Source organism: Sphingobacterium haloxyli, from assembly GCF_002980525.1.
Classification (GTDB): Bacteria; Bacteroidota; Bacteroidia; order Sphingobacteriales; family Sphingobacteriaceae; genus Sphingobacterium; species Sphingobacterium haloxyli.
Map to the genome: position 1 here is coordinate 1 of NZ_PVBQ01000002.1, position 23,257 is coordinate 23,257.

General features: G+C 40.4%; 17 protein-coding genes. 10 read left to right on the forward strand and 7 right to left on the reverse strand.

Annotated features, from left to right (window positions below; all coding sequences use genetic code 11):
• Window positions 1-144: 144 nt before the first annotated feature.
• The 4 genes from C5745_RS01945 to C5745_RS01960 are packed head-to-tail and all read right to left on the reverse strand — an operon-like array spanning window position 145 to window position 3,217.
• Window positions 145-888: a zinc ribbon domain-containing protein gene (locus C5745_RS01945; protein ID WP_105715294.1), complete on the reverse strand. Its 744-nt coding sequence runs from the start codon at window positions 886-888 to the stop codon at window positions 145-147.
• A 2-nt stretch (window positions 889-890) separates the two neighbouring features.
• Window positions 891-1,988, reverse strand: a complete 1,098-nt coding sequence (locus C5745_RS01950; RefSeq protein ID WP_105715295.1) for a Nif3-like dinuclear metal center hexameric protein — start codon at window positions 1,986-1,988, stop codon at window positions 891-893.
• Window positions 1,989-1,993: 5 nt separating this feature from the next.
• Complete coding sequence (locus tag C5745_RS01955) at window positions 1,994-2,485, reverse strand: hypothetical protein (RefSeq protein WP_105715296.1); 492 nt, start codon at window positions 2,483-2,485, stop codon at window positions 1,994-1,996.
• Between the two features lie 15 nt (window positions 2,486-2,500).
• Window positions 2,501-3,217: an SAM-dependent methyltransferase gene (locus C5745_RS01960; protein WP_105715297.1), complete on the reverse strand. Its 717-nt coding sequence runs from the start codon at window positions 3,215-3,217 to the stop codon at window positions 2,501-2,503.
• Between the two features lie 287 nt (window positions 3,218-3,504).
• Between C5745_RS01960 and apaG the strand changes: the two genes are divergently transcribed.
• The 4 genes from apaG to C5745_RS01980 all read left to right on the forward strand — a co-directional run bounded on the left by apaG (window position 3,505) and on the right by C5745_RS01980 (window position 9,777).
• A complete protein-coding gene (gene apaG / locus C5745_RS01965) occupies window positions 3,505-3,891 on the forward strand; it encodes a Co2+/Mg2+ efflux protein ApaG (RefSeq protein ID WP_105715298.1) in 387 nt (128 codons plus the stop codon).
• A 342-nt stretch (window positions 3,892-4,233) separates the two neighbouring features.
• Window positions 4,234-6,099: an ABC-F family ATP-binding cassette domain-containing protein gene (locus C5745_RS01970; protein WP_105715299.1), complete on the forward strand. Its 1,866-nt coding sequence runs from the start codon at window positions 4,234-4,236 to the stop codon at window positions 6,097-6,099.
• Between the two features lie 64 nt (window positions 6,100-6,163).
• On the forward strand, window positions 6,164-8,023 hold the full coding sequence (mnmG, locus tag C5745_RS01975; protein WP_105715300.1) for a tRNA uridine-5-carboxymethylaminomethyl(34) synthesis enzyme MnmG: 1,860 nt from the start codon (window positions 6,164-6,166) through the stop codon (window positions 8,021-8,023).
• Window positions 8,024-8,142: 119 nt separating this feature from the next.
• Window positions 8,143-9,777 carry an Ig-like domain-containing protein gene (locus C5745_RS01980; RefSeq protein ID WP_243403224.1) on the forward strand — a complete coding sequence of 545 codons (1,635 nt, stop codon included), beginning with the start codon at window positions 8,143-8,145 and terminating at the stop codon, window positions 9,775-9,777.
• 22 nt (window positions 9,778-9,799) lie between these two features.
• On the opposite strand, the gene C5745_RS01985 is transcribed toward C5745_RS01980, so the two are convergent.
• Together C5745_RS01985 and nadB are read right to left on the reverse strand one after the other, a co-directional pair.
• Window positions 9,800-10,309: a gamma carbonic anhydrase family protein gene (locus C5745_RS01985; RefSeq protein WP_105715302.1), complete on the reverse strand. Its 510-nt coding sequence runs from the start codon at window positions 10,307-10,309 to the stop codon at window positions 9,800-9,802.
• Window positions 10,310-10,317: 8 nt separating this feature from the next.
• Complete coding sequence (nadB, locus tag C5745_RS01990) at window positions 10,318-11,910, reverse strand: L-aspartate oxidase (RefSeq protein WP_105715303.1); 1,593 nt, start codon at window positions 11,908-11,910, stop codon at window positions 10,318-10,320.
• 484 nt (window positions 11,911-12,394) lie between these two features.
• Between nadB and nadA the strand changes: the two genes are divergently transcribed.
• From nadA to C5745_RS02005, 3 genes are all read left to right on the forward strand, one after another.
• A complete protein-coding gene (gene nadA / locus C5745_RS01995) occupies window positions 12,395-13,393 on the forward strand; it encodes a quinolinate synthase NadA (RefSeq protein WP_105715304.1) in 999 nt (332 codons plus the stop codon).
• Between the two features lie 21 nt (window positions 13,394-13,414).
• Window positions 13,415-14,458 carry a thiamine-phosphate kinase gene (gene thiL, locus C5745_RS02000; protein ID WP_105715305.1) on the forward strand — a complete coding sequence of 348 codons (1,044 nt, stop codon included), beginning with the start codon at window positions 13,415-13,417 and terminating at the stop codon, window positions 14,456-14,458.
• 74 nt (window positions 14,459-14,532) lie between these two features.
• The gene (locus tag C5745_RS02005) at window positions 14,533-16,446 is read left to right on the forward strand and encodes an acetoacetate--CoA ligase (RefSeq protein ID WP_105715306.1); all 1,914 of its coding nucleotides are present in this window, start codon (window positions 14,533-14,535) and stop codon (window positions 16,444-16,446) included.
• 121 nt (window positions 16,447-16,567) lie between these two features.
• On the opposite strand, the gene C5745_RS02010 is transcribed toward C5745_RS02005, so the two are convergent.
• Window positions 16,568-17,452, reverse strand: coding sequence for an AraC family transcriptional regulator (locus C5745_RS02010; RefSeq protein ID WP_105715307.1), 885 nt, complete (start codon window positions 17,450-17,452; stop codon window positions 16,568-16,570).
• Between the two features lie 326 nt (window positions 17,453-17,778).
• Here C5745_RS02010 and C5745_RS02015 point away from each other — a divergent pair, with 326 nt between their 5' ends.
• The 3 genes from C5745_RS02015 (at window position 17,779) to C5745_RS02025 (ending at window position 23,073) form a co-directional block, all read left to right on the forward strand.
• Window positions 17,779-19,614, forward strand: a complete 1,836-nt coding sequence (locus C5745_RS02015) for a carbon starvation CstA family protein (RefSeq protein WP_207795693.1) — start codon at window positions 17,779-17,781, stop codon at window positions 19,612-19,614.
• 118 nt (window positions 19,615-19,732) lie between these two features.
• Window positions 19,733-21,739 (forward strand): FAD-dependent oxidoreductase, encoded by a 2,007-nt coding sequence (locus C5745_RS02020; protein ID WP_105715308.1) that lies wholly within the window; start codon window positions 19,733-19,735, stop codon window positions 21,737-21,739.
• 47 nt (window positions 21,740-21,786) lie between these two features.
• Window positions 21,787-23,073: an exo-alpha-sialidase gene (locus tag C5745_RS02025; protein WP_105715309.1), complete on the forward strand. Its 1,287-nt coding sequence runs from the start codon at window positions 21,787-21,789 to the stop codon at window positions 23,071-23,073.
• The last annotated feature ends 184 nt before the right edge of the window (window positions 23,074-23,257 follow it).

A 23,257-nucleotide genomic window follows, 5' to 3' on the forward strand; every position in this document is an offset into this window, starting at 1 on the left:
ACAGAACATGCCTTCCGGTCTTCCCAAAACCATTACAGAATCAGAAAAACAGAAAACCTTCGATAAAAATATTGGGAAACCTCCAAAAATGAAAAAGCCGCCTCAGTTATTTTTGAGACGGCCTCTTATAATCTTCAGCTTACATTAAGCGTGTTCTTCTTCGAAAACGATACCTTCGTCTACAATGATTCTTCCGCAATGTTCACAAATGATGACTTTCTTCCGTTGACGGATTTCAGACTGCAACTGAGGTGGAATCTTATTGTAACATCCCGAACAGCTATCACGTTCAATAGAGACAACAGCTAGGCCATTTCGGAACGTCCCACGAAGTTTGTTATATACTTTTAATAAGCGATCTTCAATATTATTTTCTGCCTTATCTGCCTTATCAACTAACGCATCTTCTTCTTTCTGCGTTTCGCCAGTAATGGTTTCAAGTTCTTGCTTCTTTACATCCAATTCACCTTTACTGTATTCAAGGCTCTTTTGCGTGCTTTCGTAAAGTTCAGTTTTATTTTTTATCTCAAACTCTGCTTCACGAATGCGCTTTTCACATACTTGAATTTCTAAGCCTTGAATTTCAATCTCTTTTGAGATGGCATCGTATTCACGATTGTTTTTTACTTCATTGAGTTGACCTTCGTATTTTTTAATCGCAGCTTGTGCATCTTTAATCATATTTCTGCGATTCACGATGGAATCTTCCAGATCATCCAGGTCTGTCCTAATTTTCTCAATTCGGGTATCAAGACCTGCGATCTCATCTTCTAGATCGGCAACCTCAATAGGCAATTCACCACGCACTTGGCGAATCTTATCTATCTTCGTATGGATGGACTGCAGCGTCCATAATGCTTTTAACTTTTGTTCTACGGATTGTTCCATTATCAAACGTAATATTTAATAGGATTTGTCTCTATTTCTGTCAATAGGACAGCAAAGTTAACAAATTTTTTCTGAATAATTTCCAATAATAATTCCTGCGTAAATTGTTCACTTTCAAAATGTCCTATGTCTGCAATGACAATATCATCCTCTGCATCAAAGAACTCGTGGTATTTGTAATCGGCCGAAATAAAGATATCTGCACCTGAACGCTTCGCGTCGTTCAATAGGAATGCACCAGCACCTCCGCAGACAGCAACCCTAGAAATAGCCTTATTCAGCAACTTGGTGTGTCGGATAACCTTTACATCCAATTTTTCTTTTACATAACCTAGAAAATCCAATTCGCTCATCGGATGTGGTAGGTTGCCAATAGCACCCGACCCGACTGTTTGCAGTGTATTGTCCAAAGGAAAAATATCGTGGGCCACTTCTTCATAAGGGTGTGCAGCGTACATCGCGACCAAGATAGAACGTTCTAATCTTTCAGGATAAATAACTTCAATTTTCGTTTCTTCAACACGTTCCTGCTCGTTCACTGTACCGATTGTTGGATTTGCCCCCTCAAGTGGTCGAAATGTGCCGTATCCTGCCGTATTATAGCTACACTCATCATAATCGCCGATAGCGCCGGCGCCGGCGTCGAACAATGCCACCCGAACGGATTCAGCATGCGAACGAGGTACAAAAACCGCTAGTTTCTTAAGCAGGTTTCGTTTAGGCCGTAAAACGGCATGTGATGCTAATCCCAGCTTCTCGGCAATCTTACTGCTCACGCCTCCCCAAACATTATCGAGATTCGTGTGAATCGCATAAAGCGCAATGCCATGGCGTATCGCTTTAATAATCACCCGCTCCACATAATTACTACCATTCAGTTTTTTCAATCCCGTAAAAACTATCGGGTGATGCGCAATAATGATATCGCATCCCTTTTGTACGGCCTCGTCAACGATTTCCTCCGTGCAGTCCAAAGCTATTAGTGCCTGTCCTATCTCGTCTTCTGGATGGCCAACGATCAATCCTGAATTATCATACGATTCCTGATAAGCCAGCGGAGCTATCTGCTCTAGATATTGTGTAAGTTCGCTAATTTTCATCGTTATTACATCTCGGTTTCATCCTTATTTTCCGCTGTAAAATCTTTTCCGTAATGGTCGACATGCATGCGCAGCAGTGTTTTGTATTCGTGAACTTTGACCCAATAGGTTATAAAATACACTAAATGCAATATGCCGATTATTGTCAATACGAATAAGGGTAGCGGAATATTACTCAATAAAAAAGTCCATGCAAATATAAGTCCCCATTTTTGGGTGGGCCTTTCTTCTACCTCCACTTTCCGGTCATAAAATTCATTGTTTAAAGAATCCGCCAAACGCTTGGCTACTTCAAAATTCCAGTATATGTTGAAAAGAGGCACTGCAACGAACCAGGCTTGACTAGGCAGTATGCATAGGTTTTCTTTTTTTACCAGTTTTAAAGTGCGATAAAGAGTCAAGGCGAAAAAAATCCATATTATAATTCGGATTATTCCGCCGATTAGCATGTACCAGGCCATGTCATCGGTTATATTTTGGGACAAAATATCTAACATGTTATAGGACGAATTTTAATTTTGTACATACATCAAAAATATAGTGGGTTTCTTATGAAGGTCGGGTTTTCGGCTCTTCCATTCGGACACGGATAACGTCAGCACCTGCTCATCAGAAGCCGTTAGGTTACACGCTACACAGAGTTTTGTTTTCTGTTTACAATGTTTAAGCAAATCATCAAATAGGACATTGTTACGAAAGGGTGTTTCAATAAACACCTGCGTCTGCTGCTCCCTTTGCGACTGAAATTCCATATCTTTAATCTTTTTTGCCCGTTCAGCTTTATCTATCGGAAGATAACCATGGAACGTAAACTTTTGTCCACTAAAACCCGACGCCATTAATGCCAATAAAATCGAACTAGGTCCAACTAGTGGAACGACTTTTATTCCTCGCTTATGGGCCTCAGCTACAACGTCCGCACCGGGATCGGCTACGCCAGGGCACCCCGCTTCCGACATTAACCCCATGTCCCTTCCCTCCGTAAGCGACTTAAAAATACGATTATAATCTGTTATTTCGCGAGCATGTTTCCCATAATCGTGCATTTTCAGTTCGCTTTGTGGTATTTTTAGTCCTGCCCCCTTTAGAAACCGACGAGCAGTCTTTTCGTTTTCAACCACATATTCATCAATATGATTAATTACTTCCTGATAGTAAAGCGTGTAGGACTGTTTATCCGCATTTTCAGCCAACGGTACAGGTATAAGATATAGTGTTCCTAAAGCCATTATTCAAAACTACTAAATATTTTCGCTATTTGAGACCGGAAGGCCATCTTATCGACCCCAACTAAACAAAAGAGCCGTTCGCTGAAGCTCTTTAAACCGCTTGAAAGATTAGCGGTTATCTCCGAAGGGGCAGAAGCCATCGAAAAGTCATCCAAAATGAGTGGATGGAAGTGAGGAAAAAAAATTAAATTTGATGTTTAAAAAGATAATTAATAATTTGCTCTCGATTAAGGTGTTCATTATCAATCTTGGGGTATTCGATGTGGTTAAAATGAGCTATTAAATAGATGAATACACAAATAACATCCGGCATAAAGGTATCTGTAGAGGTGGTCTACCAGCCCGAATATTCCAGTCCGGATAAGATGCATTTTATGTTTTCTTATCAAATTACAATAGAAAATCTAAGTGATATCACCATACAGCTTATACATAGACATTGGGATATTTTCGATTCTATCGGCGAATTTAAACAAGTAGAGGGAGAAGGAGTAGTAGGAGAACAACCCATATTAGCACCTGGAACCGTTTATCAGTATGTCTCGGGATGTAATCTAAAAAGTGAGATAGGATATATGGAGGGCTATTATGAAATGATTAAGGAGGTCGATGGTAGTATATTTCACGTAGATATTCCCAGATTTAATTTAATCGCTTCATTTAAATTAAACTAACTGCACACTACAGTTACAAATCCATAGACTTTCGACGTTCCGTTAAACCGCGTGCGTCTAAGCTGAGTCCGTGGCCGACCTGTGTAAACATCACGGTTAACTGGGTAGAGGATTACTGCCGGATTTCTATAACTTTATAACAACACCGAAGCTTTACTCAAGCTAAGCTATATCAAAAGCATCTCGAAAATAAAACACATTTACGCTGATATTTACGTATTTTTGCACTTGAAAATTTATATCCATTTGTACGCAGGTGGAGATCGCTTCTATAATTTATACATAAGTTATAGATCGGATTAAATTAAAACATAAGTATTTAATTATCAACACGTTATAAAATTGAGTATTTTAGCAACAGAGCAAGTTAGCCATTCCTTCCATGATAAATGGTTATTTAAACAGCTCCATTTTGCTTTGCAAAAAGGAGACAGGGTGGCTTTGGTCGGTATAAACGGAACGGGTAAGTCAACTTTGCTCAAAATTCTTGCTGAACAAATTATCCCAACAGAAGGTAAAGTCGTTAAAGAGCGGGGTATTAAAGTTGGTTTTCTATCGCAAGAGCCCAGTTATAGCGGGATGGAAATTGTAAACGACTTTATTTATAGCACTGATAACGAACAACAGCAGCTCATAAAGTCGTATGAGAATTTATTAAGCAGCGAGGAAATAGATCAACAATTGCTAGCGGAGCTTACCGACAAATTATCCGCTATAGAGGCTTGGGAATACGAACATAATATTAAGACAATTTTAAATCGATTGCAGATTTCAGATTTTAATCAAACAATCGATAGTTTATCAGGAGGACAGAAGAAAAGGTTATCTTTAGCTAAATTACTGATAGATGAACCCGATGTTTACATTCTAGATGAGCCAACCAACCACTTGGATATAGAGACGATAGAATGGTTAGAAAAAATATTGACAACAGGAAACAAAACTGTACTCTTGGTTACACACGATAGGTATTTTCTAGATAACGTCTGTACGGAAATAAGAGAACTTGACAAAGGAAATCTACACACGTATAGAGGGAACTATACCTATTTTTTAGAAAAGAAAGCCGAACGAGAAACCATAGATGCCGTCGCAGTCGAAAAAGCACAGAACTTACTTAGACGAGAGTTGGAATGGATGCGCCGTCAGCCCAAGGCGCGCGGAACAAAATCAAAAGCACGTATTGGGGCTTTCTATGATTTGGAAGAAAAGTCAAAAACAGGACACAAGAAAGAAAATGTACAGCTTTCGGTAAAAATGAGCAGACAGGGTTCGAAAATATTAGAACTCGAAGACATGTCGAAATCTTTTGCGGATAAAAAAATTATAGATCGTTTTTCATATACTTTTAAACGGGGTGATCGCATCGGATTAGCCGGAAAAAACGGAAGTGGAAAATCTACCTTTCTAAACTTGCTAACCGGAGCTATTCCACCAGACTCCGGCAAAGTGATTGTAGGAGAGACCACCAAGTTCGGATACTACAAGCAGGAAGGGCTTGCATTCATGGATAACGATCGGGTGTTAGATATCGTCAAAAATGTAGCAGACTATATTGAAATGGCTAACGGCGATATCATTACTGCTTCGCAATTGCTAACGTTATTTTTGTTTCCGCCGGAAAAGCAGTACAATTTGGTAAACCGATTGAGTGGAGGAGAAAAGAAACGGTTACAGTTGATGCGTGTTTTGATGTCTAACCCAAACTTCCTGATACTTGATGAACCCTCTAACGATTTAGACATTGATACATTAAATGTTCTGGAAGAATTTTTGGAAAACTATGCGGGCGTATTGGTTTTAGTTTCCCACGATCGTTATTTAATCGATAAGTTAACTGAACAACTTTTTATTTTTGAAAACAGCGGAAACTTAAAAATATATAACGGCAATTACGCGGATTACAAACTAGAGCAAGAGCAGATTAGCCGCGACGAGAAGGATAAAATAAAAAAGACAGAAACAGAAAGACCGTTAACGCCAGCAAAAACAGAGAAGAAGAAACTCTCTTACAAGGAGCAGCTCGAATATGAAGGTTTGGAAAAAGACATAATGGAAATAGAAAACACTATCGCAAAAAAGACGGAAATATTAAATGAGGTTTCGAACCACGAAGAAATTGCAAAAATTGTTTTGGATATCGAACAGCTACAAAAAGAGCTCGATGCTAAGTCCGAACGTTGGCTAGACCTCGCAGAATATATATGATTTGTTTCACGTGAAACAAAATAGATAAACAAACTTTTCACGTGGAACATTAGAATAAAATAACATGTTTGATAAATACAATGTAATTGTAGTAGGGGCTGGTCATGCGGGATGTGAAGCAGCCGCTGCAGCCGGTAATCTAGGTTCGTCCGTTTTACTTATTACGATGAACATGGGAGTCATTGCACAGATGAGTTGCAACCCAGCAATAGGTGGCGTAGCAAAAGGACAAATCGTAAGAGAAATAGATGCGATGGGGGGGTATACTGGTATTATCGCGGATAAATCAACTCTCCAATTTCGAATGCTTAATCGTTCAAAAGGTCCAGCAATGTGGAGTCCACGCTCCCAAAATGACCGTATGCGTTTTGCAGAGGAATGGCGGCTCACGCTTGAGTCACTCCCAAATGTTGACATGTGGCAGGACACCGTCAAAGAAATTATCGTCGAAAACGGACAGGCGAAGGGTGTAGTCACATCACTCGGAATTCGTATAGAGGCTGATGCCGTCATTCTAACAAACGGTACGTTCTTGAATGGCCTAATCCACATCGGCGAAAAAAAGATAGGAGGGGGACGCACAGGAGAAAAGGCCGCTACGGGACTTACTGAACAACTCGTTAGTCTAGGTTTTGAATCTGGTAGAATGAAGACAGGAACACCTCCTCGCGTTGATGGACGATCACTCAACTATGCCTCGATGGAAGAACAGTGGGGCGACGAGAAAAAAGGAAGATTCTCTTACACTGATGTCGATATCCCTACTAAACAACGTTGTTGTTGGATTACCTACACGAATGACAAGGTACATGAAGTACTAAAAACCGGCTTCGAAAAATCGCCGATGTTTACCGGCCGCATAAAAGGACTAGGTCCCCGATATTGCCCATCTATTGAAGATAAAATAAATCGATTTGCAGAACGAGACAGGCACCAAATTTTTGTCGAACCGGAAGGCTTCAACACCGTGGAAATATACGTAAATGGTTTTTCGACCTCGCTTCCAGAAGACGTCCAATTAAAAGCGCTACGTCTAATACCCGGATTTGAAAACGCAAAAATGTATCGGCCAGGGTACGCAATAGAATATGATTACTTTCCCCCAATGCAATTGGATCTTACATTAGAAACGTTGAAAGTTAAGCATCTATTCTTCGCTGGTCAAATTAATGGAACCACAGGCTATGAAGAAGCAGGGGCTCAAGGATTCGTAGCGGGTATCAATGCACATCAACGAATTAATGATTTACATGAACTGATATTGAAACGCTCTGAGTCATACATCGGTGTTCTTATAGACGACTTAGTAACTAAGGGAACGGAAGAACCTTATCGTATGTTCACCTCCAGAGCAGAACACCGTCTCCTCCTTCGGCAGGATAACGCAGATATTCGCCTTACACCTATGGCGCATAAATTAGGACTCGTGAGCGACGAACGACTGTCAAAGGTGAATAAAAAAATAGAGAACTCGGACACCTTGGTGAACTATATGAAGCAAAATAGCGTGTCTGTCGATGATATGAACCCCATTCTCGAAGAAGTAGAATCAAGCCCACTAAATCAAAAGTCGAGGATGTTCAATTTATTGAGTAGACCCCAGATAAACATTTATCATCTAGCAAAAGCCGATGGGAAATTTAATGAATTGTTAAAACAACATGACGAAGAAACCATAGAGCAAGCTGAAATAAAAGTGAAGTATGATAGTTATTTTACCAAAGAAATGGAGATCGTTAATAAAATGAAAAAGATGGAGGACAAAGAAATCAATCCAAACTTTGATTATAATTCGCTTACTTCTCTTTCCATTGAAGCACGTGAAAAATTATTAAAAGTAAAGCCACGGACTTTAGGGCAAGCATCGCGCATTTCCGGAGTTTCTCCCTCTGATATCAGCGTATTAATGGTACATATGAATTAACTTACTCATTATCAATTATTTACAATAAAAAGAAAATAGTTAAGAATAAAGCGATATAAGAGATTATTTTTTATTTTATGAGTTCTAGGTCCAAAAAAGATAAAAGTTCGCCAAACGGCTTGAAAACGTTAAAAACGCAAAACCTTGCTATTATTGGCTTTGTCTTATTAATATTGATGAGCTTCAGCAGATGTGCAAATATGCAACGGCCGACAGGCGGGCCAAAGGACTCAATTCCCCCAAAACTATTAGAGGTATCGATTCCCAACTTCAGCACGAACTTTACAGAGAAAAGAATTGTTCTACGGTTTGATGAATTTATAAAGCTGAACAACCAATATAAGGAATTTAGTATCAGCCCGGATGTCGAGGATATCGTTGACTATAGGGTACGAAAAAAAGACTTAGTTATTACCTTACCGGATTCATTGGAAGAAAACACAACCTATACTATCAATTTTGGGAAGGGATTAGTAGATTATAACGAAAGTAATCCATTTATAGATTATAATTATGTGTTCGCTACGGGTGATGAATTGGATTCTCTTTCCATTAGCGGTTCCGTTATCAACGGATTCACAAAAGAGTTTGACCCCAAAAAAGACGAAAATATAAAGATACTTCTTATCCCCACATCACAGGATTCGATATTTGGGAAAAGAAAAGCAAATATATTTGCTAATGTCGATACATCCGGTAATTTCAAATTCAATAATCTGAGGGAAGATACTTATCGGATCTATGCATTAAAAGAGCAGAATAACGATCGTATTTTTAACGGGAATGACGAATGGATAGGCTTTCTGGAAGACAGTATACACCTGGATAAAGATATAACGGATATAAATCTCGAAATAACAAAAGCATATCCAAAAGATTTCCGTACACTGGAAAAGAAATTCGAACCGGCTGGCCATATTTTACTAACTTTTACGAAGCCACTCGAACAGCCGAAGACTAAAATCGTATTCCCTGCAGAACTAGATGATAACAAAATAGAACGGTACAGCGTCAATAACGACTCCGTCAAAATTTACATACCGAAAACTGAAGTCGATTCTATTAAAATAGAATTAAGCGATCAAAGTCAACCATTGGATACCATATTGATCAGAACGAATAAGAACGCAAAATTCGATAGGGAAGTAAAGCCCATATTAAGCATCACGAACAAGGTAGATCGTGTTCGACATATCACGTTAACGAGTGAAAGCCCGTTGGCCAATATAGATAAATCGAAAATCCTTATCCATGAAGATTCTATATCAAGAAGGAACTTCCAACTACAACAAGATACCGTAAATAGGAATCTGTACCACATACGTTACAACTGGCGCCCTAAGAAAGACTACGAGCTCGTAATCCAGGAAGGAGCTATGCGAACGTCTTTTGACGACGTCAATTTAGAATCCAAAACAAGATTTACATTAGATGAGTCGGATAACTATGGAAATATAAATTTCGTGGTAAATGGATTAGATTCCACGAAAAATTACATCGTAGAGCTTATTGACGAAGCTAAAGAGAAGGTATTTAATAAACGGTCTCTTCACGCTTCTAATCCTATAATAAATTATACGAATTATCCTGGAGGTAAATACTCACTGCGTATTATCTACGACGAAAACCACAACGGTAGATGGGATCCGGCAGATGTTTATGCAAAAAAACAGGCAGAAAACATATGGTATTTGGGCAAAACGTTTACCATCCGAGCAAACTGGGATCAGAACGAAACCATTAATCTAAACTAGCGCTAATATACGCTAGTTTAAATTAATCAAACCATGAACTGTATAACACATAATTGTGCGGCAATTGCTGCAACATAGCTAATTGTCCTTCCGTTAGCGGCTTTATCTTCTTGGCAGGAACTCCAGCATATAAATAACCCGATTCACACAGGGTGTCTTCTAAAACAACTGCTCCGGCAGCGATAATTACATTTGATTCAATAATGGCTCTGTCCATTACAATAGCACCCATACCAATAAGTACATAATCGTGCACTAAGCAACCATGTACAATGGCATTGTGACCCACATTCACGTGGTTCCCGATGTCAGTTCCATTTTTCTGGTAAGTGCAATGGATAACGACGCCATCCTGAATGTTTGTATAATTTCCTATACGAATATAGTTTACATCTCCTCTAACCACAGCGTTAAACCAAATAGAACAATGCGGCCCTATAACCACATCACCAACGATCGTAGCATTATCGGCAACGAATACAGACGTGTTTATCTGCGGATATTTATCTTTTACTGGCAAAATAGTTGGCATCTCTCTATTTATAAAACTGTGTCCTTCAATTGTGCTGATTTTTTGGGAAAATCGGTAGTATAATGCAAACCTCTACTTTCCTGACGTAGCATAGCAGATTTAACAATCAAATAAGAAACCTGTATTACGTTACGCAACTCACATAACTTAACTGATAGTTTGGTATTTCTATAAAATTCCTCTGTCTCCTCATAAAGAAATCCCAATCGTCTGATCGCTCTATCTAAACGGAAATCTGATCGTACTATACCTACATAATCACTCATCAATTTCTGCGTTTCACGTAAATTATGTGTGACTAGGATCTCTTCATTCATCAGTTGTGCCTTAGATTCATCCCAATTCGGAATATCAATTGCGTGTTCTAAAGTACGCCATATGGAAGAAGCGTCCTCAAAAATTCGATGCGCGTACACCACCGCTTCCAACAAAGAATTTGATGCCAACCGGTTAGCGCCGTGAAGCCCGGTGGAAGAACATTCACCACAAGCATACAAATTTTGAATAGAAGTCCTTCCATTTTCATCGACCATGATGCCACCGCACAAGTAGTGTGCTGCCGGAGTTACCGGTATATAATCTTTTGTCATATCCAGCCCAACCGAAAGACACTTCTCGTAGATGTTAGGAAAATGCGCAATGATATCTGCTCTCTCGCGATGCGTAATATCCAAGTACACAAAATCAAGACCCGATTTCTTCATTTCATTATCGATCGCTCTAGCAACAATATCGCGAGGAGCTAAAGATGCGCGCTCGTCATACTCCTCCATAAATGATTCGCCGGTCTCTCTTCTCAAAACCCCGCCGAACCCGCGTACTGCTTCAGAAATAAGAAACGAGGGTGATTCTGCAGGGTTATATAACGACGTGGGGTGAAACTGTATAAACTCCATATTTCGCACTTTACCCTTTGCTCGGTATACCATGGCAATGCCATCGCCTGTCGCTATTGTCGGATTAGTGGTACTTGCATATACATGGCCTGCCCCCCCTGAAGCCATTAATGTCACCTTACTTAGAAAAATCTCTATGGCATTGTTTCTGGTATTCAATGCATAGATTCCAAAACACTGAATATTTTTTGTGCTTTTGTCTACATGGATGCCCTGGTGATGTTGCGTAATAAGGTCCACTGCAAAATAGTGCGTTAACATTTCAATATTAGGATGCTGATGCACTTTCTCCAATAATGCCCGCTCTATCTCGTAACCCGTAATATCTTTATAGTGAAGAATACGATGATTGGAATGTCCGCCTTCACGGGCAAGATCATAATGTTCTCCATCAACTTTGTCGAAATTCGTACCATAACCGATAAGTTCCTTAATTCTCTCGGGAGCTTCCTTAACAACGTTTTCCACAATGTCTATATGGCACAGCCCGTCACCAGCTATCTGAGTATCAGCAATATGCTTATCGAAGCTATCCGACTTATCCACAACGGCAGCTACACCTCCCTGCGCATATTTAGTATTCGATTCGTCTTCATTCGATTTTGTAACTATCAGTACACTGCCTAATTCGGCTGCCTTAAGTGCAAAACTCAACCCGGCAATGCCAGAACCGACTACTAAAAAATCTACCTGTCTATGTACCATAAAGTGTATAAAGCGGAACGCCTTTCTTTTACAGGAACAAAGTAACAAAATATGTGGAAAACATGTATAAAAACGGTGAACTAAAAATGAAAACTTTAAAAGTTTCCACAGTCGACCTCTAATTCGCACGAAACAGTGGGAAAAGTTAAGACAAAATCAACCTAATATTAACAAATCGTAAACAACAAACATTCAACAAAAAATTATGGAAAAAGAAAACGCTAAAAAATCACCTGATTGAAAATCAAGCTATAATCAAATAAACTTTGTGGACAACCTGTGGAAAACGTTATAAAAAACACTTTACCAAATATAATTCCATACACTTATCCCCATTTTCCACATGCTAATAAACAATAAGATTCTCTCTTTAAAAAAAGATTATTATTTATTGAAAAAAGGGAATGTGGATTTCGTTTGATTTTCTTTCTTTACTTTTGTATCGTTGTTTAGTCAAACTGAGGAAGCTAAATAGGATAAACGAATGAATACGATTTTTGAACGGGATTTGGAGGCTAAAGGATATATCGATGAGCCCATCGATCCTACGATAGATATAGTAGCTGAAATTCAGCGACTTAAGAAAGAAAAGAATGCGGTTATCTTGGCTCATTATTATCAAGAAGCTGAAATTCAAGACATTGCCGATTATATTGGAGACAGTTTGGGACTATCCCAGCAAGCGGCTAAAACGGATGCGGATGTTATCGTTTTTGCCGGTGTACATTTTATGGCGGAAACGGCTAAGATTTTGTCTCCCTCAAAGAAAGTATTGTTGCCCGATTTAAAAGCGGGATGTTCGTTGTCCGATAGCTGTCCACCCCATTTGTTCGCCAAGTTTAAAGAGCAATATCCTGATCATGTGGTTATTACTTATGTGAATTGTACTGCAGAGCTGAAAGCCTTATCGGATATCGTTTGTACATCCAGTAATGCTGTACAGATTGTAGAAAGCTTACCGAAAGACCAGAAGATTATCTTCGGTCCTGACCGTAACTTAGGGGAATATGTGAAGCAGAAAACAGGTCGGGACTTGGTTTTATGGAATGGCGCATGTATGGTGCATGAGATTTTTTCTCAGGACAAGATTGCCGATTTACGAACACAATTTCCTAATGCAAAATTCATCGCGCATCCGGAATGTGAAGATCATATTTTAGCGGAAGCGGATTATATTGGTTCTACCTCTGGTATGCTTAAGTTTACGATTGAAGACAATGCACAACAGTATATTGTTGCGACAGAATCCGGTATTCTACATCAAATGCAGAAAGCAAGTCCTACCAAGACTTTTATCCCTGCACCGCCGAATAATATCTGTGCCTGCAACGATTGTCCTCATATGAAACTGAATACTCTGGAAAAGCTATATAACTGTCTCTATTATGAACTTCCAGAAGTAGATTTGCCAATGGATGTAGTTGAACGAGCTAGAAAACCCATTGAACGGATGTTGGAAATATCGGAGAGATTGGGTTTGTAGATAGGATTGATAAAAAATACTATGTTTGATAATAAAGATAAGACAGAAATAAACGAGTTAGGTGAGTTTGGTTTGATAGCATATCTCACTAAGGCAGTAGAGCTTACGGAACCTTCAACGATTAAGGGGATCGGAGACGATGCGGCTGTATTGGATTTTTCTAATAAGAAAACGTTGATTTCCACCGATCTATTACTCGAAGGTATTCATTTTGATTTACGCTACGTACCGTTAAAGCATTTAGGGTATAAGGCCGTCCAAGTGAACTTGAGCGATATTTACGCGATGAACGCCAAAGCGTCGCAGATTACGCTTTCCATTGGTTTATCTTCTAAGTTTCCATTAGAAGCAGTAGAGGAGATATATGAGGGAGTGTTAATAGCTTGCAAAAAGTATAATGTGGATCTTATAGGAGGCGATACGTCGGCGTCAGCACAAGGATTGGTTATTTCTGTTACGAGTATCGGCTATGCAGAGGAAGCTAAAATTGCTTATCGTTCAGGTGCAAAAGAAGGAGATTTACTTTGTGTAAGTGGCGATTTGGGTGGTGCGTATGTAGGGCTACAGCTTTTGGAAAGAGAAAAGCAGATTTTTTTAGAGAATCCACAGATCAAGCCAGACTTAGAGGGAAAAGATTATATTGTGGAGCGTCAGTTAAAACCAGAGTCACGTAAGGATATCGTAGAGTTATTTGAAACTTACGGTATACAACCACATGCGATGATTGATGTATCGGATGGGCTAGCTTCTGAGATACTCCACATCTGTAATGCATCTAAGGTAGGGTGTAAATTGTATGAAGATAAAATCCCCATTGATCCGATGACATATGATACCGCCCGTGAATTCGGATTGGATCCTACTGTGTGTGCATTAAGTGGAGGAGAGGATTATGAACTACTATTTACTGTTCCGCAAGAGGAGTATGATAAAGTAAAGAACCAGTTGGATATTACGATTATCGGTCATATCACAGAGGAAGCGGCTGGTTGTGAAATGATTTCTAAATCGGGAAATGTGCATCCAATTAAAGCGCAAGGCTGGAACGCATTTAATAAAGCATAACTATATTATAATAAAGATGCATTAAAGCATTTTTATTATCTTAGGTTGTTAATCACTTGTAAACTGTAAACGCAATGAAGCAGCCTATATGGACTCCATCTGAACAATATATCAAATCATCCGTTCTGTATGATTTTCAACAGTTTGTCGAACAGCGCTACAATCGGTGTTTCCTGGACTATGCGTCTTTTCACCAATGGTCTATTGAACGACAGGATAGTTTTTGGGAGGCCATCTTACTGTACTTTAAAATAAGTTATGAAGGGGCATATGAACCGGTATTAAAATGGCAGCATACCGATATTGATTTTATTGAGGCGAGATGGTTTGAAGGTATTTCCTTAAGCTACGCAGCACATATCTTTCGCGGAAAAAAAGGCATATATCCTGCAATAAAATATACAGATGAGGCCGGAAATTATCTAGAGATTACGTGGGATGAGCTACGTGAAAAAGTATCCAGTATACAGCAATTCTTAAGCGAAAAAGGAGTTAAAAAAGGAGATAGGGTAGTCGGTATTTTAAATAATACGATAGAGACTGTTAGTATTTTTCTTGCCTCGAATTCTCTAGGTGCCATTTGGTCTTGCTGTTCACCAGATTTCGGAGATAGGAGTATTACCGAACGCTTTATACAAATAGACCCCAAAGTACTATTTATTGAGCTGGATTATCAATACAATGGCAAAACATTCTCTAAGAGAGAAACGTTAGCTTATATAAAAAATAATATTCCATCTATTGGAACTATAATTACGGTTTATAAAGACGATTGGCAAGCTATCTTTAGGAATTATCCCTCCCGGGATTTACACTTTTTGAACGTTCCTTTTTCCCATCCGATATGGATTTTATATTCTTCTGGTACGACAGGTAAGCCCAAAGCCATCACACACCGTACAGGTGGAAATTTATTAGAACACTATAAAGCCTTGGCTATCCATCAAAACGTTAAAAAGGGAGAAAATTTTCTCTGGTACTCTACCACGGGATGGATGATGTGGAATTATGCTTTGTCTTCTTTACTTTGTGAAGCTACGTTATGCCTATTTAACGGAGCTATTCATTATGATGGGCATCGGGCGTTTTGGGAATTTGTAAAACGGGCAAACGTCCATCATCTAGGAGGAGGGGCCGCGTATTTTTCAGCTATACATAATCTGAAAGTGGAAAATTATGAACCAAAGGTAGTAGGTTCGACGGGTTCACCCCTGCCTGTGGCTACGTTTGAAAACCTGCAAGAAAAATTTCCAGGTACACATATTATATCGTTAAGTGGCGGAACAGATGTATGCAGTGCCTTTCTATCAGGATGCACTTATTTACCCGTCTATGCTGGCGAAATTCAGTGCCGAACACTAGGATCAGATATCGTAGCGGTAAATGATCAAGGTGAGGAGGTAGCTAATGAAGTCGGCGAACTTATCATCAGGAAACCTATGCCGTCTATGCCGCTTTACTTTTGGAACGATAAAGGAAACGAAAGATATAGGGAAAGCTATTTTTCGGAGCGGAAAGGCGTATGGAGCCATGGCGACTGGATTTCCATTATGGATCATGGTGGTATTGTGATGTACGGACGTTCAGATGCCACATTGAACAGAGGTGGAATACGCATCGGCACTGCTGAAATATATAACGTAGTGAATGACTTGGATGGTGTAAGGGATAGTTTGGTCATTGCGACGGATAATGAGAAGGGAGAATCGAAGATGCTATTATTTATCCAATTAGATCTAGGAAACGAATCGGAAATTATTATACCTCTTATCAAAAGTGAACTTGCTAAGCAATATAGTGCACGGCATGTGCCGGACTTATTTTATGCGGTAAAAGATATTCCTTATACATTGAGTGGGAAGAGGTTAGAAATACCGATTAAGAAAATTTTCTCTGGTTATCCTATAGAGAAAGCTGTTTCAAAAGATGTGATGCGTAATCCCGAATGTCTGGATGAATATGTGCAAATATACTTGCACTCTAGCTAGCGTAATGCATCTGTCCTGCCTCTACTCACATTAATCCTTAGCGGATATTTTGCAGGGATATTATCCCCTATAAACCCGCTACTAATACGCTGTTAATGTATAATCAGTATATAGTCCATCCTTATCCAAAAACATTTTCATAAAGATAGCGTTGCCTATATTCAATTGGGGTACAGCCGGTTATACGTTTAAAATGTCTGAAAAAATTTGATCTATTGTTGAAACCAGATTCGAAACATATAGACTCGGTAGTGGGGAGATCATTTTCGATGAGCAAACGTTTGGCATGACTTATACGTACTTCAATTAGAAAATCCCGAAATGTCTTTTTAGTCATCATCTTAAAGTATCGACAGAAGGATGTAACACTTAAATGAGCTATCGATGCGACTTCTTCCAACGAGATCTCCTCTCGATAATTGGAGAGGATATAATGGTATACTTTATTGATTCGATCCGTTTCATCTTTATCGGGATGATAAGCTGCAAGTCCAGAGGTGATTTTGGCCGTCTCTTTGCTGTTAGCCAAGATATGTACCATATTAAGAATATTAATTAGTCTGTCTATACCTTCTTCCTCTACGGACTTTCGCATCAATTCGACAATTTTTTCTTTTGTTTTACCATAGATGATCAGACCGGACTGCGCCCGCTCATACAGCGATCCGATGGCTGTAGCCTCCTTTTTCATTAGAAAATCTGTACCCATGAAATCAGCGAGAAAATGTATGACAATAGCCTCCGCTGTGACATTGGGATTTCCTTCGAAATATTGCCTATCGCATCGCCACATATGTGGTAGATTTTCACCTAGTAAAAGTAATTCGCCAGCATCGAAATTACTAATATTGTCGCCTACAAAACGTACCCCCTCTCCGCGAATGATATAATGTAATTCCAATTCAGGATGGTAATGCCATACCGTTCCAAAATTAGGTAAGGTGTGTTGTCTTGATAAGTAAGGATATTCGGTACTCCGAGGTACTAAGTGGAAATAAGGTTTCATGTCTATAATTGTTATTGCGTATACAAGTTTACAGAAAAGTGTATACAAAATCAATAGGTTCGTTTTTTATTAAAAATATAGTTTGTATACATAATTGGTTTTATATCAGTTTTTTATAGTTAAATTTTAAAGATATTATCTGTATCATAGATATATTATAATGACAATTCAGTATACAACAAAGCTAAAAAGATGAACTGTATTGGGGCTTTTAAACTACATCTTTGACTGATCGCTAAATGTAACATCAGAACACATCTAATAAAAATTATAGATAAAATGAATGTTTACATATCGTAAGCGTCGAAATTAAATGTATCAATCTTATGGAGTTTCTAGACGGTATTAATGCTCTGACATTAGTTTTTGTAGCGTTACTGATTTTTGCTATTGCCTACCGATTCTATGGAATATTCGTAGCTCAACGTGTACTGAGACTGAACGCTAAAAATGTGACACCGGCTGTGGCATTAGCTGATGGTCGGGATTATGTGGCGACCAATAAAAATGTATTATTCGGTCACCATTTTGCAGCCATTGCCGCGGCAGGACCGCTAGTTGGACCAGTGTTAGCAGCCCAGTTTGGTTATTTACCAGGAGCTCTGTGGATATTAATCGGTTGTGTGCTAGGTGGAGGAGTGCATGATATGGTCGTACTTTTCGCCTCAGTTAGACATAAAGGGCAGAGTCTTGCTACTATCGCGTCAAAAGAGATTGGTTCCGTCACGGGCACCATTGCTGGGGTAGCTGTGTTGTTTATTTTAGTACTTACGTTGGCTGGTTTGTCTCTGGCTTGTGTAAGTGCGATGCACGAAGCATCCTGGTCGTTATTCACAGTAATTGCCACCATGCCTATTGCGGTCATGATGGGGTTAATTATGCGTTATCGAAAAAACAGTGTGGCATTTGCTAGTATTTTTGGCGGGATATTACTGATAGTCTCGATTATCGGAGGGCATTCACTCATGCAATATGAAAGTGTCAGCAATCTATTTCATTGGAATATCAATACGATTTCTATTGGCATCGCGGTGTATGGCTTTTTAGCTTCTGTGCTGCCAATGTGGCTCCTGTTGGTGCCGAGGGACTACTTGTCCACCTACTTGAAGATCGGAACCATTGTCATGTTGGCTGTAGGAATTTGCTTTGTATATCCCACGTTACAGATGCCTGCGATTACGCAATTTGTCGATGGCGGAGGTCCAGTGATTGGTGGTCCTGTATTACCATTCATTTTTATTGTTATCGCGTGCGGAGCAATATCGGGCTTTCATGCTATTATTGCCACGGGTACAACACCCAAGATGATTGCCAACGAAAAGGAAATTCTGTTTGTAGGTTATGGCGCTATGCTGGTTGAGGGATTTGTGGCGCTGATGGCGTTAATTGCTGCGTGTACACTGATGCCGGGAGATTATTTTGCTATCAATACGCCAACGGATGTATATGCAAACTTTCTGGCAGCTAATCCCAATTTGCATCAAGTGGATTTGCCTGGCTTCGTGGACAAAATCGGTGTGGAATTGGAAGGTCGAACGGGAGGTGCTGTATCTTTGGCTGTAGGAATGGCACACATTTTCAATAGCATTCCGTTCATGGATGAGGTAACAGCTTATTGGTATAATTTTGCTATTATGTTCGAAGCAGTATTTATTTTAACAGCGATAGATGCCGGTACACGAGTGGGACGTTTTTTTCTTCAGGAAATGTTAGGTGGTATTATTCCGCAGTTCAGGAACAAGAATTGGATGCCCGGCATATTGATGAGTAGCTTTCTGTTTACACTTTCATGGGGTTATCTTGTTTATACAGGTAATGTGAGCAGCATTTGGCCACTCTTTGGCATCAGTAACCAACTACTGGCGGCTTGTGGTTTAATCGTATGTACCACCATGCTTATTCGACTGAATCGGGGCAAATACGCATTATGTTCAGCAATTCCAGGCATCTTCATGGCTTTAATTACTTTTTGGGCAGGGTACTTACAAGTGATTGATATTTATCTTCCGAATGAACAATATCTGTTGGCTGCCATGGCAATACTGGCGATGGTACTCATGGCTGTGGTATTCATAGCAGCATTCTGGAAGTGGTATCGCTTGATGGAAATGCCTGCAAGTAAAAGGGATATTTATGGTGAAGCTGTGAAGGAAGTGGCTTAATTCACTTAAACCATTTGCAATAATGATAATCTAGCATACAACGTAGGCAAAAAGATGAACTCTATTCGGGTCTTTTTCCATCATATTTGTATCATTAGGGGAAGTTAAAATTTTACTTATGGTATTAAGAATACAACCGTATTTTATTTGCTTATTTATTTTATTTTGTTGTACCCTTGCGAGGGGTCAGGATGTCAGAACAGCAGATATCTGTATCTACGGGGGCAGCTCTGCGGGGGTTATTGCTGCGTATACGGCATCGAAGGCAGGGAAATCGGTCATTGTGATCGAGCCCGGCCGTCGGCTTGGAGGCCTGAGTTCCGGTGGGCTCGGACAGACCGATATCGGGAACAAGTATGTCGTAAAAGGGCTGGCACTGGACTTTTACCGCAAGATGGGCAACCATTATGGAAGTTTTGAACAGTGGATCTTTGAGCCCAAAGTTGCCGAAGGCATCTTTAAGGACTATATGGCGCAGTGCGATGCGGAAGTTCTGTTCGGCCATGTGCTGCTGGATGTGGATAAGGAGGGTGCGGATATCAGGCAGATCCGGCTGCAGTCTACCGATGATCTGGGCAGGGATTCGGTAACGGTGCAGGCTAAGGTCTTCTTGGACTGTACCTATGAGGGCGATCTGTTAGCCAAAGCTGGTGCATCCTACCATGTCGGCCGGGAGAGCAACAGTACGTACAGCGAGACACTTAACGGTGTACAGCTGCTCACGAAGCACCAATTTCCGGACGGTGTGGACCCGTATATAGTCCCAGGTGATAAAAGTTCGGGTCTGGTCTGGGGTGTCCGCGATGATGTACTGGAGCCGAATGGCACGGGAGATGACAAGGTGCAGGCATATAATTTCCGCATTGCTTTGACGAATGTTCCGGAGAACCGTATCCCGATCACCGAGCCGGACAATTATGACCCTGCACGCTATGAGCTGCTTCGGCGGCAGAAGGAGATCGATCCGTGGAAGGCTTTGACGGATGTATTTGCCTGGAGCCTGATGCCCAACGGGAAGACGGACATCAACAACCGGAACGGTTTCTCCACGGACATGATCGGAGCAAACTGGGACTATCCGGAGGCGGACTACGAAAGACGCCAGGCGATCATCAAGGAGCATGAAGACTATACCAAAGGCCTGTTGTATTTTGTAGGGAACGATCCATCTGTTCCGGAGTTTATCCGCAAGGAGATGAAGGAATGGGGATATCCCAAGGATGAGTATGTAGAGAACAACCATTGGACGCCCCAGCTGTATATCCGGGAGGCCCGCAGGCTGATCGGCGAACTGGTGATGACGCAGCACCACTGCCAGGGTCGTGATGTCGTGACAGATGTTATTGGTTATGCGGCGTATACGATGGACTCCCATAACTGTGACCGGCTGGTTGTCAACGGTATGGTCAAGAACGAAGGGAATGTAGAGGTAGGCGGTTTCCCTCCTTTTCCTATCTCGTACCGTTCTATTGTTCCCAAGCGAGACGAGGTGAGCAACCTTTTGGTACCGGTGTGTATGTCGGCCAGTCACATCGCGTTTGGTTCTATCCGTATGGAGCCGGTGTTTATGGTTCTGGCCCAATCGGCTGCAATAGCGGCCTGCCTCGCCGTAGACCAGGACAAAAAAGTCCAGGAAGTATCCATAACCGATATTGATAAGGAGCTTCATACGAATCCAAAAGCGGATAATAGAAGACCCGATATCCTGATTGATTTCCAGACCCCAGATGCTATCCAGCTTAATGGTGAATGGAATTCAGGCAAAAGAAGGGGGTATGGAAGATCCCATAAGTTGGCAGATGAAAAAAAGGGCACAGCTACCGCTAGGTTTATAGCTGATAAAGTTGAGGGAGGTTACTATGATGTTTATACCTATTATCCACGATATGCAAAAAGTGCAAAGCAATTGACATATCGGGTTTATGACGGAAAAGAAATCATTAAAAAGACATTGGATAAATCCAATGTTGAAATAAAAGAACATACGGCTAGTACATGGCTGTCATTAGGAAGGTACAAAATTAACCCTGACGGTGAAACCCCATATATAGAGTTAAGTAATGAGGGATCTGATGGAATAGTGGTAGCGAATGCGGTACTTTTTGTTCCAGAAGATGATCAATAGAACGAATTGCCGAAGATTAAAGAGCTAATAATAAAGCTTGTATTATAATGGATAAGGTAAGAAAAATTATATCCCTGAGTATTATCATTTGTTGGCAAATTTCTATTGCTGAGGGTAAGATGATTTCGGAACCATTAAATAGTGGAGGCCAAAACTCTATTGAGTTTCAGGTAGGAAGTAAAACAGTCAAAACAGTTAAAAGGTCCGATGAAGGATTTCCTGTTGTACCGATGTGGAATACCCGTGTGGCGACTGATGATCTGCGTAACGGAGCGGGATTCCCTATATTGAAAGAAGCGGAACACGCGTATGTATGGCAGCCTTCTATTCGGGAAGACGGTGCTTATAACCATTATGCAAGCTTGATTTATCATAAAGGAAAGTTTTACGCGATGTGGGCCAATCATGCGTCCGGAGAAGATGAGCCGGGGCAACGTGTGCTATATGCTACATCCGATACATGGGGAGAATGGACGAGTGCCGAAGAGCTTTATCCCGCACCTGGCCCTGTGTTGCCTAGAAGCGAAAAAGGGATTCACCTAAAACCAGATAGATGGGCGGTAATCGATGAGGTGTTGTATGCTATAACATACATTCACGGTGCTGGGTTATACCCCATTGCCCGCTCGGTAGGTGAGAACGGAGAATTAGGAGAACCGTTTTTAGTCGAGAACCTACCAACTAACGGTGCATTGCCAATTTATATGCAAAGTTCAAATGCCCCCACTACGGTTTCATCTCTTGGTACACAGCTATACAATTGGTATCGGGAAAACGACCAAATCAGTTGGTGGGCGTCATCATCATGGGGAGTACCACGTCGAGCGGTAGATGGCCAAAGCCTTATTGAAAGTTTTATTTACAGGGCCAAGGATGGCGGATTAGTATTGATGCTCCGTGACTGGGGACATAGCAAGAATCCTGTGCATAATAACCGAATGTATGTGAGTTTCAGTAACGGAGAAAAAGGGTGGTCAGCGCCGTACCCCACAGATATTCCTGATTCGCCGAGTAGAGCACAGGCAATTACGTTGGAAGACGGCACCGTTCTTTTGATAGGGAACCAGACCGTTAATCAATTTGATCAAGGGCTATACTTAGATCGTGATCCAATGACCATATCGGTCAGTAACGATGGGTATACATTCGACAATATATACACATTACGTACAAATTCACCAACAGGCTTCCGTTTTTCTGGTGTGAGAGGAAGAAATCCGGGATATGCATACGCAAGCTCAATTGTCGTGGATGGTTGGTTATATACTTTATATTCTATCGGAAAAGAGGATATGGCCATTACGCGTGTTCCGTTGAAAGCACTGGGTTTGTGATTGACCTGAACATAAATCCTTAATGTCCTGCTTATATTTTATGATTCGGCTTAGCAACTGTTGAGAAGATGTAATACGCTAAGCTGTACATTCCATTCTATATATACAAATTTATTAATAAGAAGACAAAATAGTATACAACGTAGGTAAAAGGGTGAACTCTTATCGTGCTTTTTTATGCCAA

Coding starts and splice junctions, on each gene's coding strand:
- C5745_RS02025 (WP_105715309.1), top strand. CDS start 21,787: ATGGATAAGGTAAGAAAAATTATATCCCTGAGTATTATCATTTGTTGG.
- C5745_RS01950 (WP_105715295.1), bottom strand. CDS start 1,988: ATGAAAATTAGCGAACTTACACAATATCTAGAGCAGATAGCTCCGCTG.
- nadA (WP_105715304.1), top strand. CDS start 12,395: ATGAATACGATTTTTGAACGGGATTTGGAGGCTAAAGGATATATCGAT.
- C5745_RS02005 (WP_105715306.1), top strand. CDS start 14,533: ATGAAGCAGCCTATATGGACTCCATCTGAACAATATATCAAATCATCC.
- C5745_RS02020 (WP_105715308.1), top strand. CDS start 19,733: ATGGTATTAAGAATACAACCGTATTTTATTTGCTTATTTATTTTATTT.
- C5745_RS01945 (WP_105715294.1), bottom strand. CDS start 888: ATGGAACAATCCGTAGAACAAAAGTTAAAAGCATTATGGACGCTGCAG.
- mnmG (WP_105715300.1), top strand. CDS start 6,164: ATGTTTGATAAATACAATGTAATTGTAGTAGGGGCTGGTCATGCGGGA.
- thiL (WP_105715305.1), top strand. CDS start 13,415: ATGTTTGATAATAAAGATAAGACAGAAATAAACGAGTTAGGTGAGTTT.
- C5745_RS02015 (WP_207795693.1), top strand. CDS start 17,779: ATGGAGTTTCTAGACGGTATTAATGCTCTGACATTAGTTTTTGTAGCG.
- C5745_RS01985 (WP_105715302.1), bottom strand. CDS start 10,309: ATGCCAACTATTTTGCCAGTAAAAGATAAATATCCGCAGATAAACACG.
- nadB (WP_105715303.1), bottom strand. CDS start 11,910: ATGGTACATAGACAGGTAGATTTTTTAGTAGTCGGTTCTGGCATTGCC.
- C5745_RS01955 (WP_105715296.1), bottom strand. CDS start 2,485: ATGTTAGATATTTTGTCCCAAAATATAACCGATGACATGGCCTGGTAC.
- C5745_RS02010 (WP_105715307.1), bottom strand. CDS start 17,452: ATGAAACCTTATTTCCACTTAGTACCTCGGAGTACCGAATATCCTTAC.
- apaG (WP_105715298.1), top strand. CDS start 3,505: ATGAATACACAAATAACATCCGGCATAAAGGTATCTGTAGAGGTGGTC.
- C5745_RS01960 (WP_105715297.1), bottom strand. CDS start 3,217: ATGGCTTTAGGAACACTATATCTTATACCTGTACCGTTGGCTGAAAAT.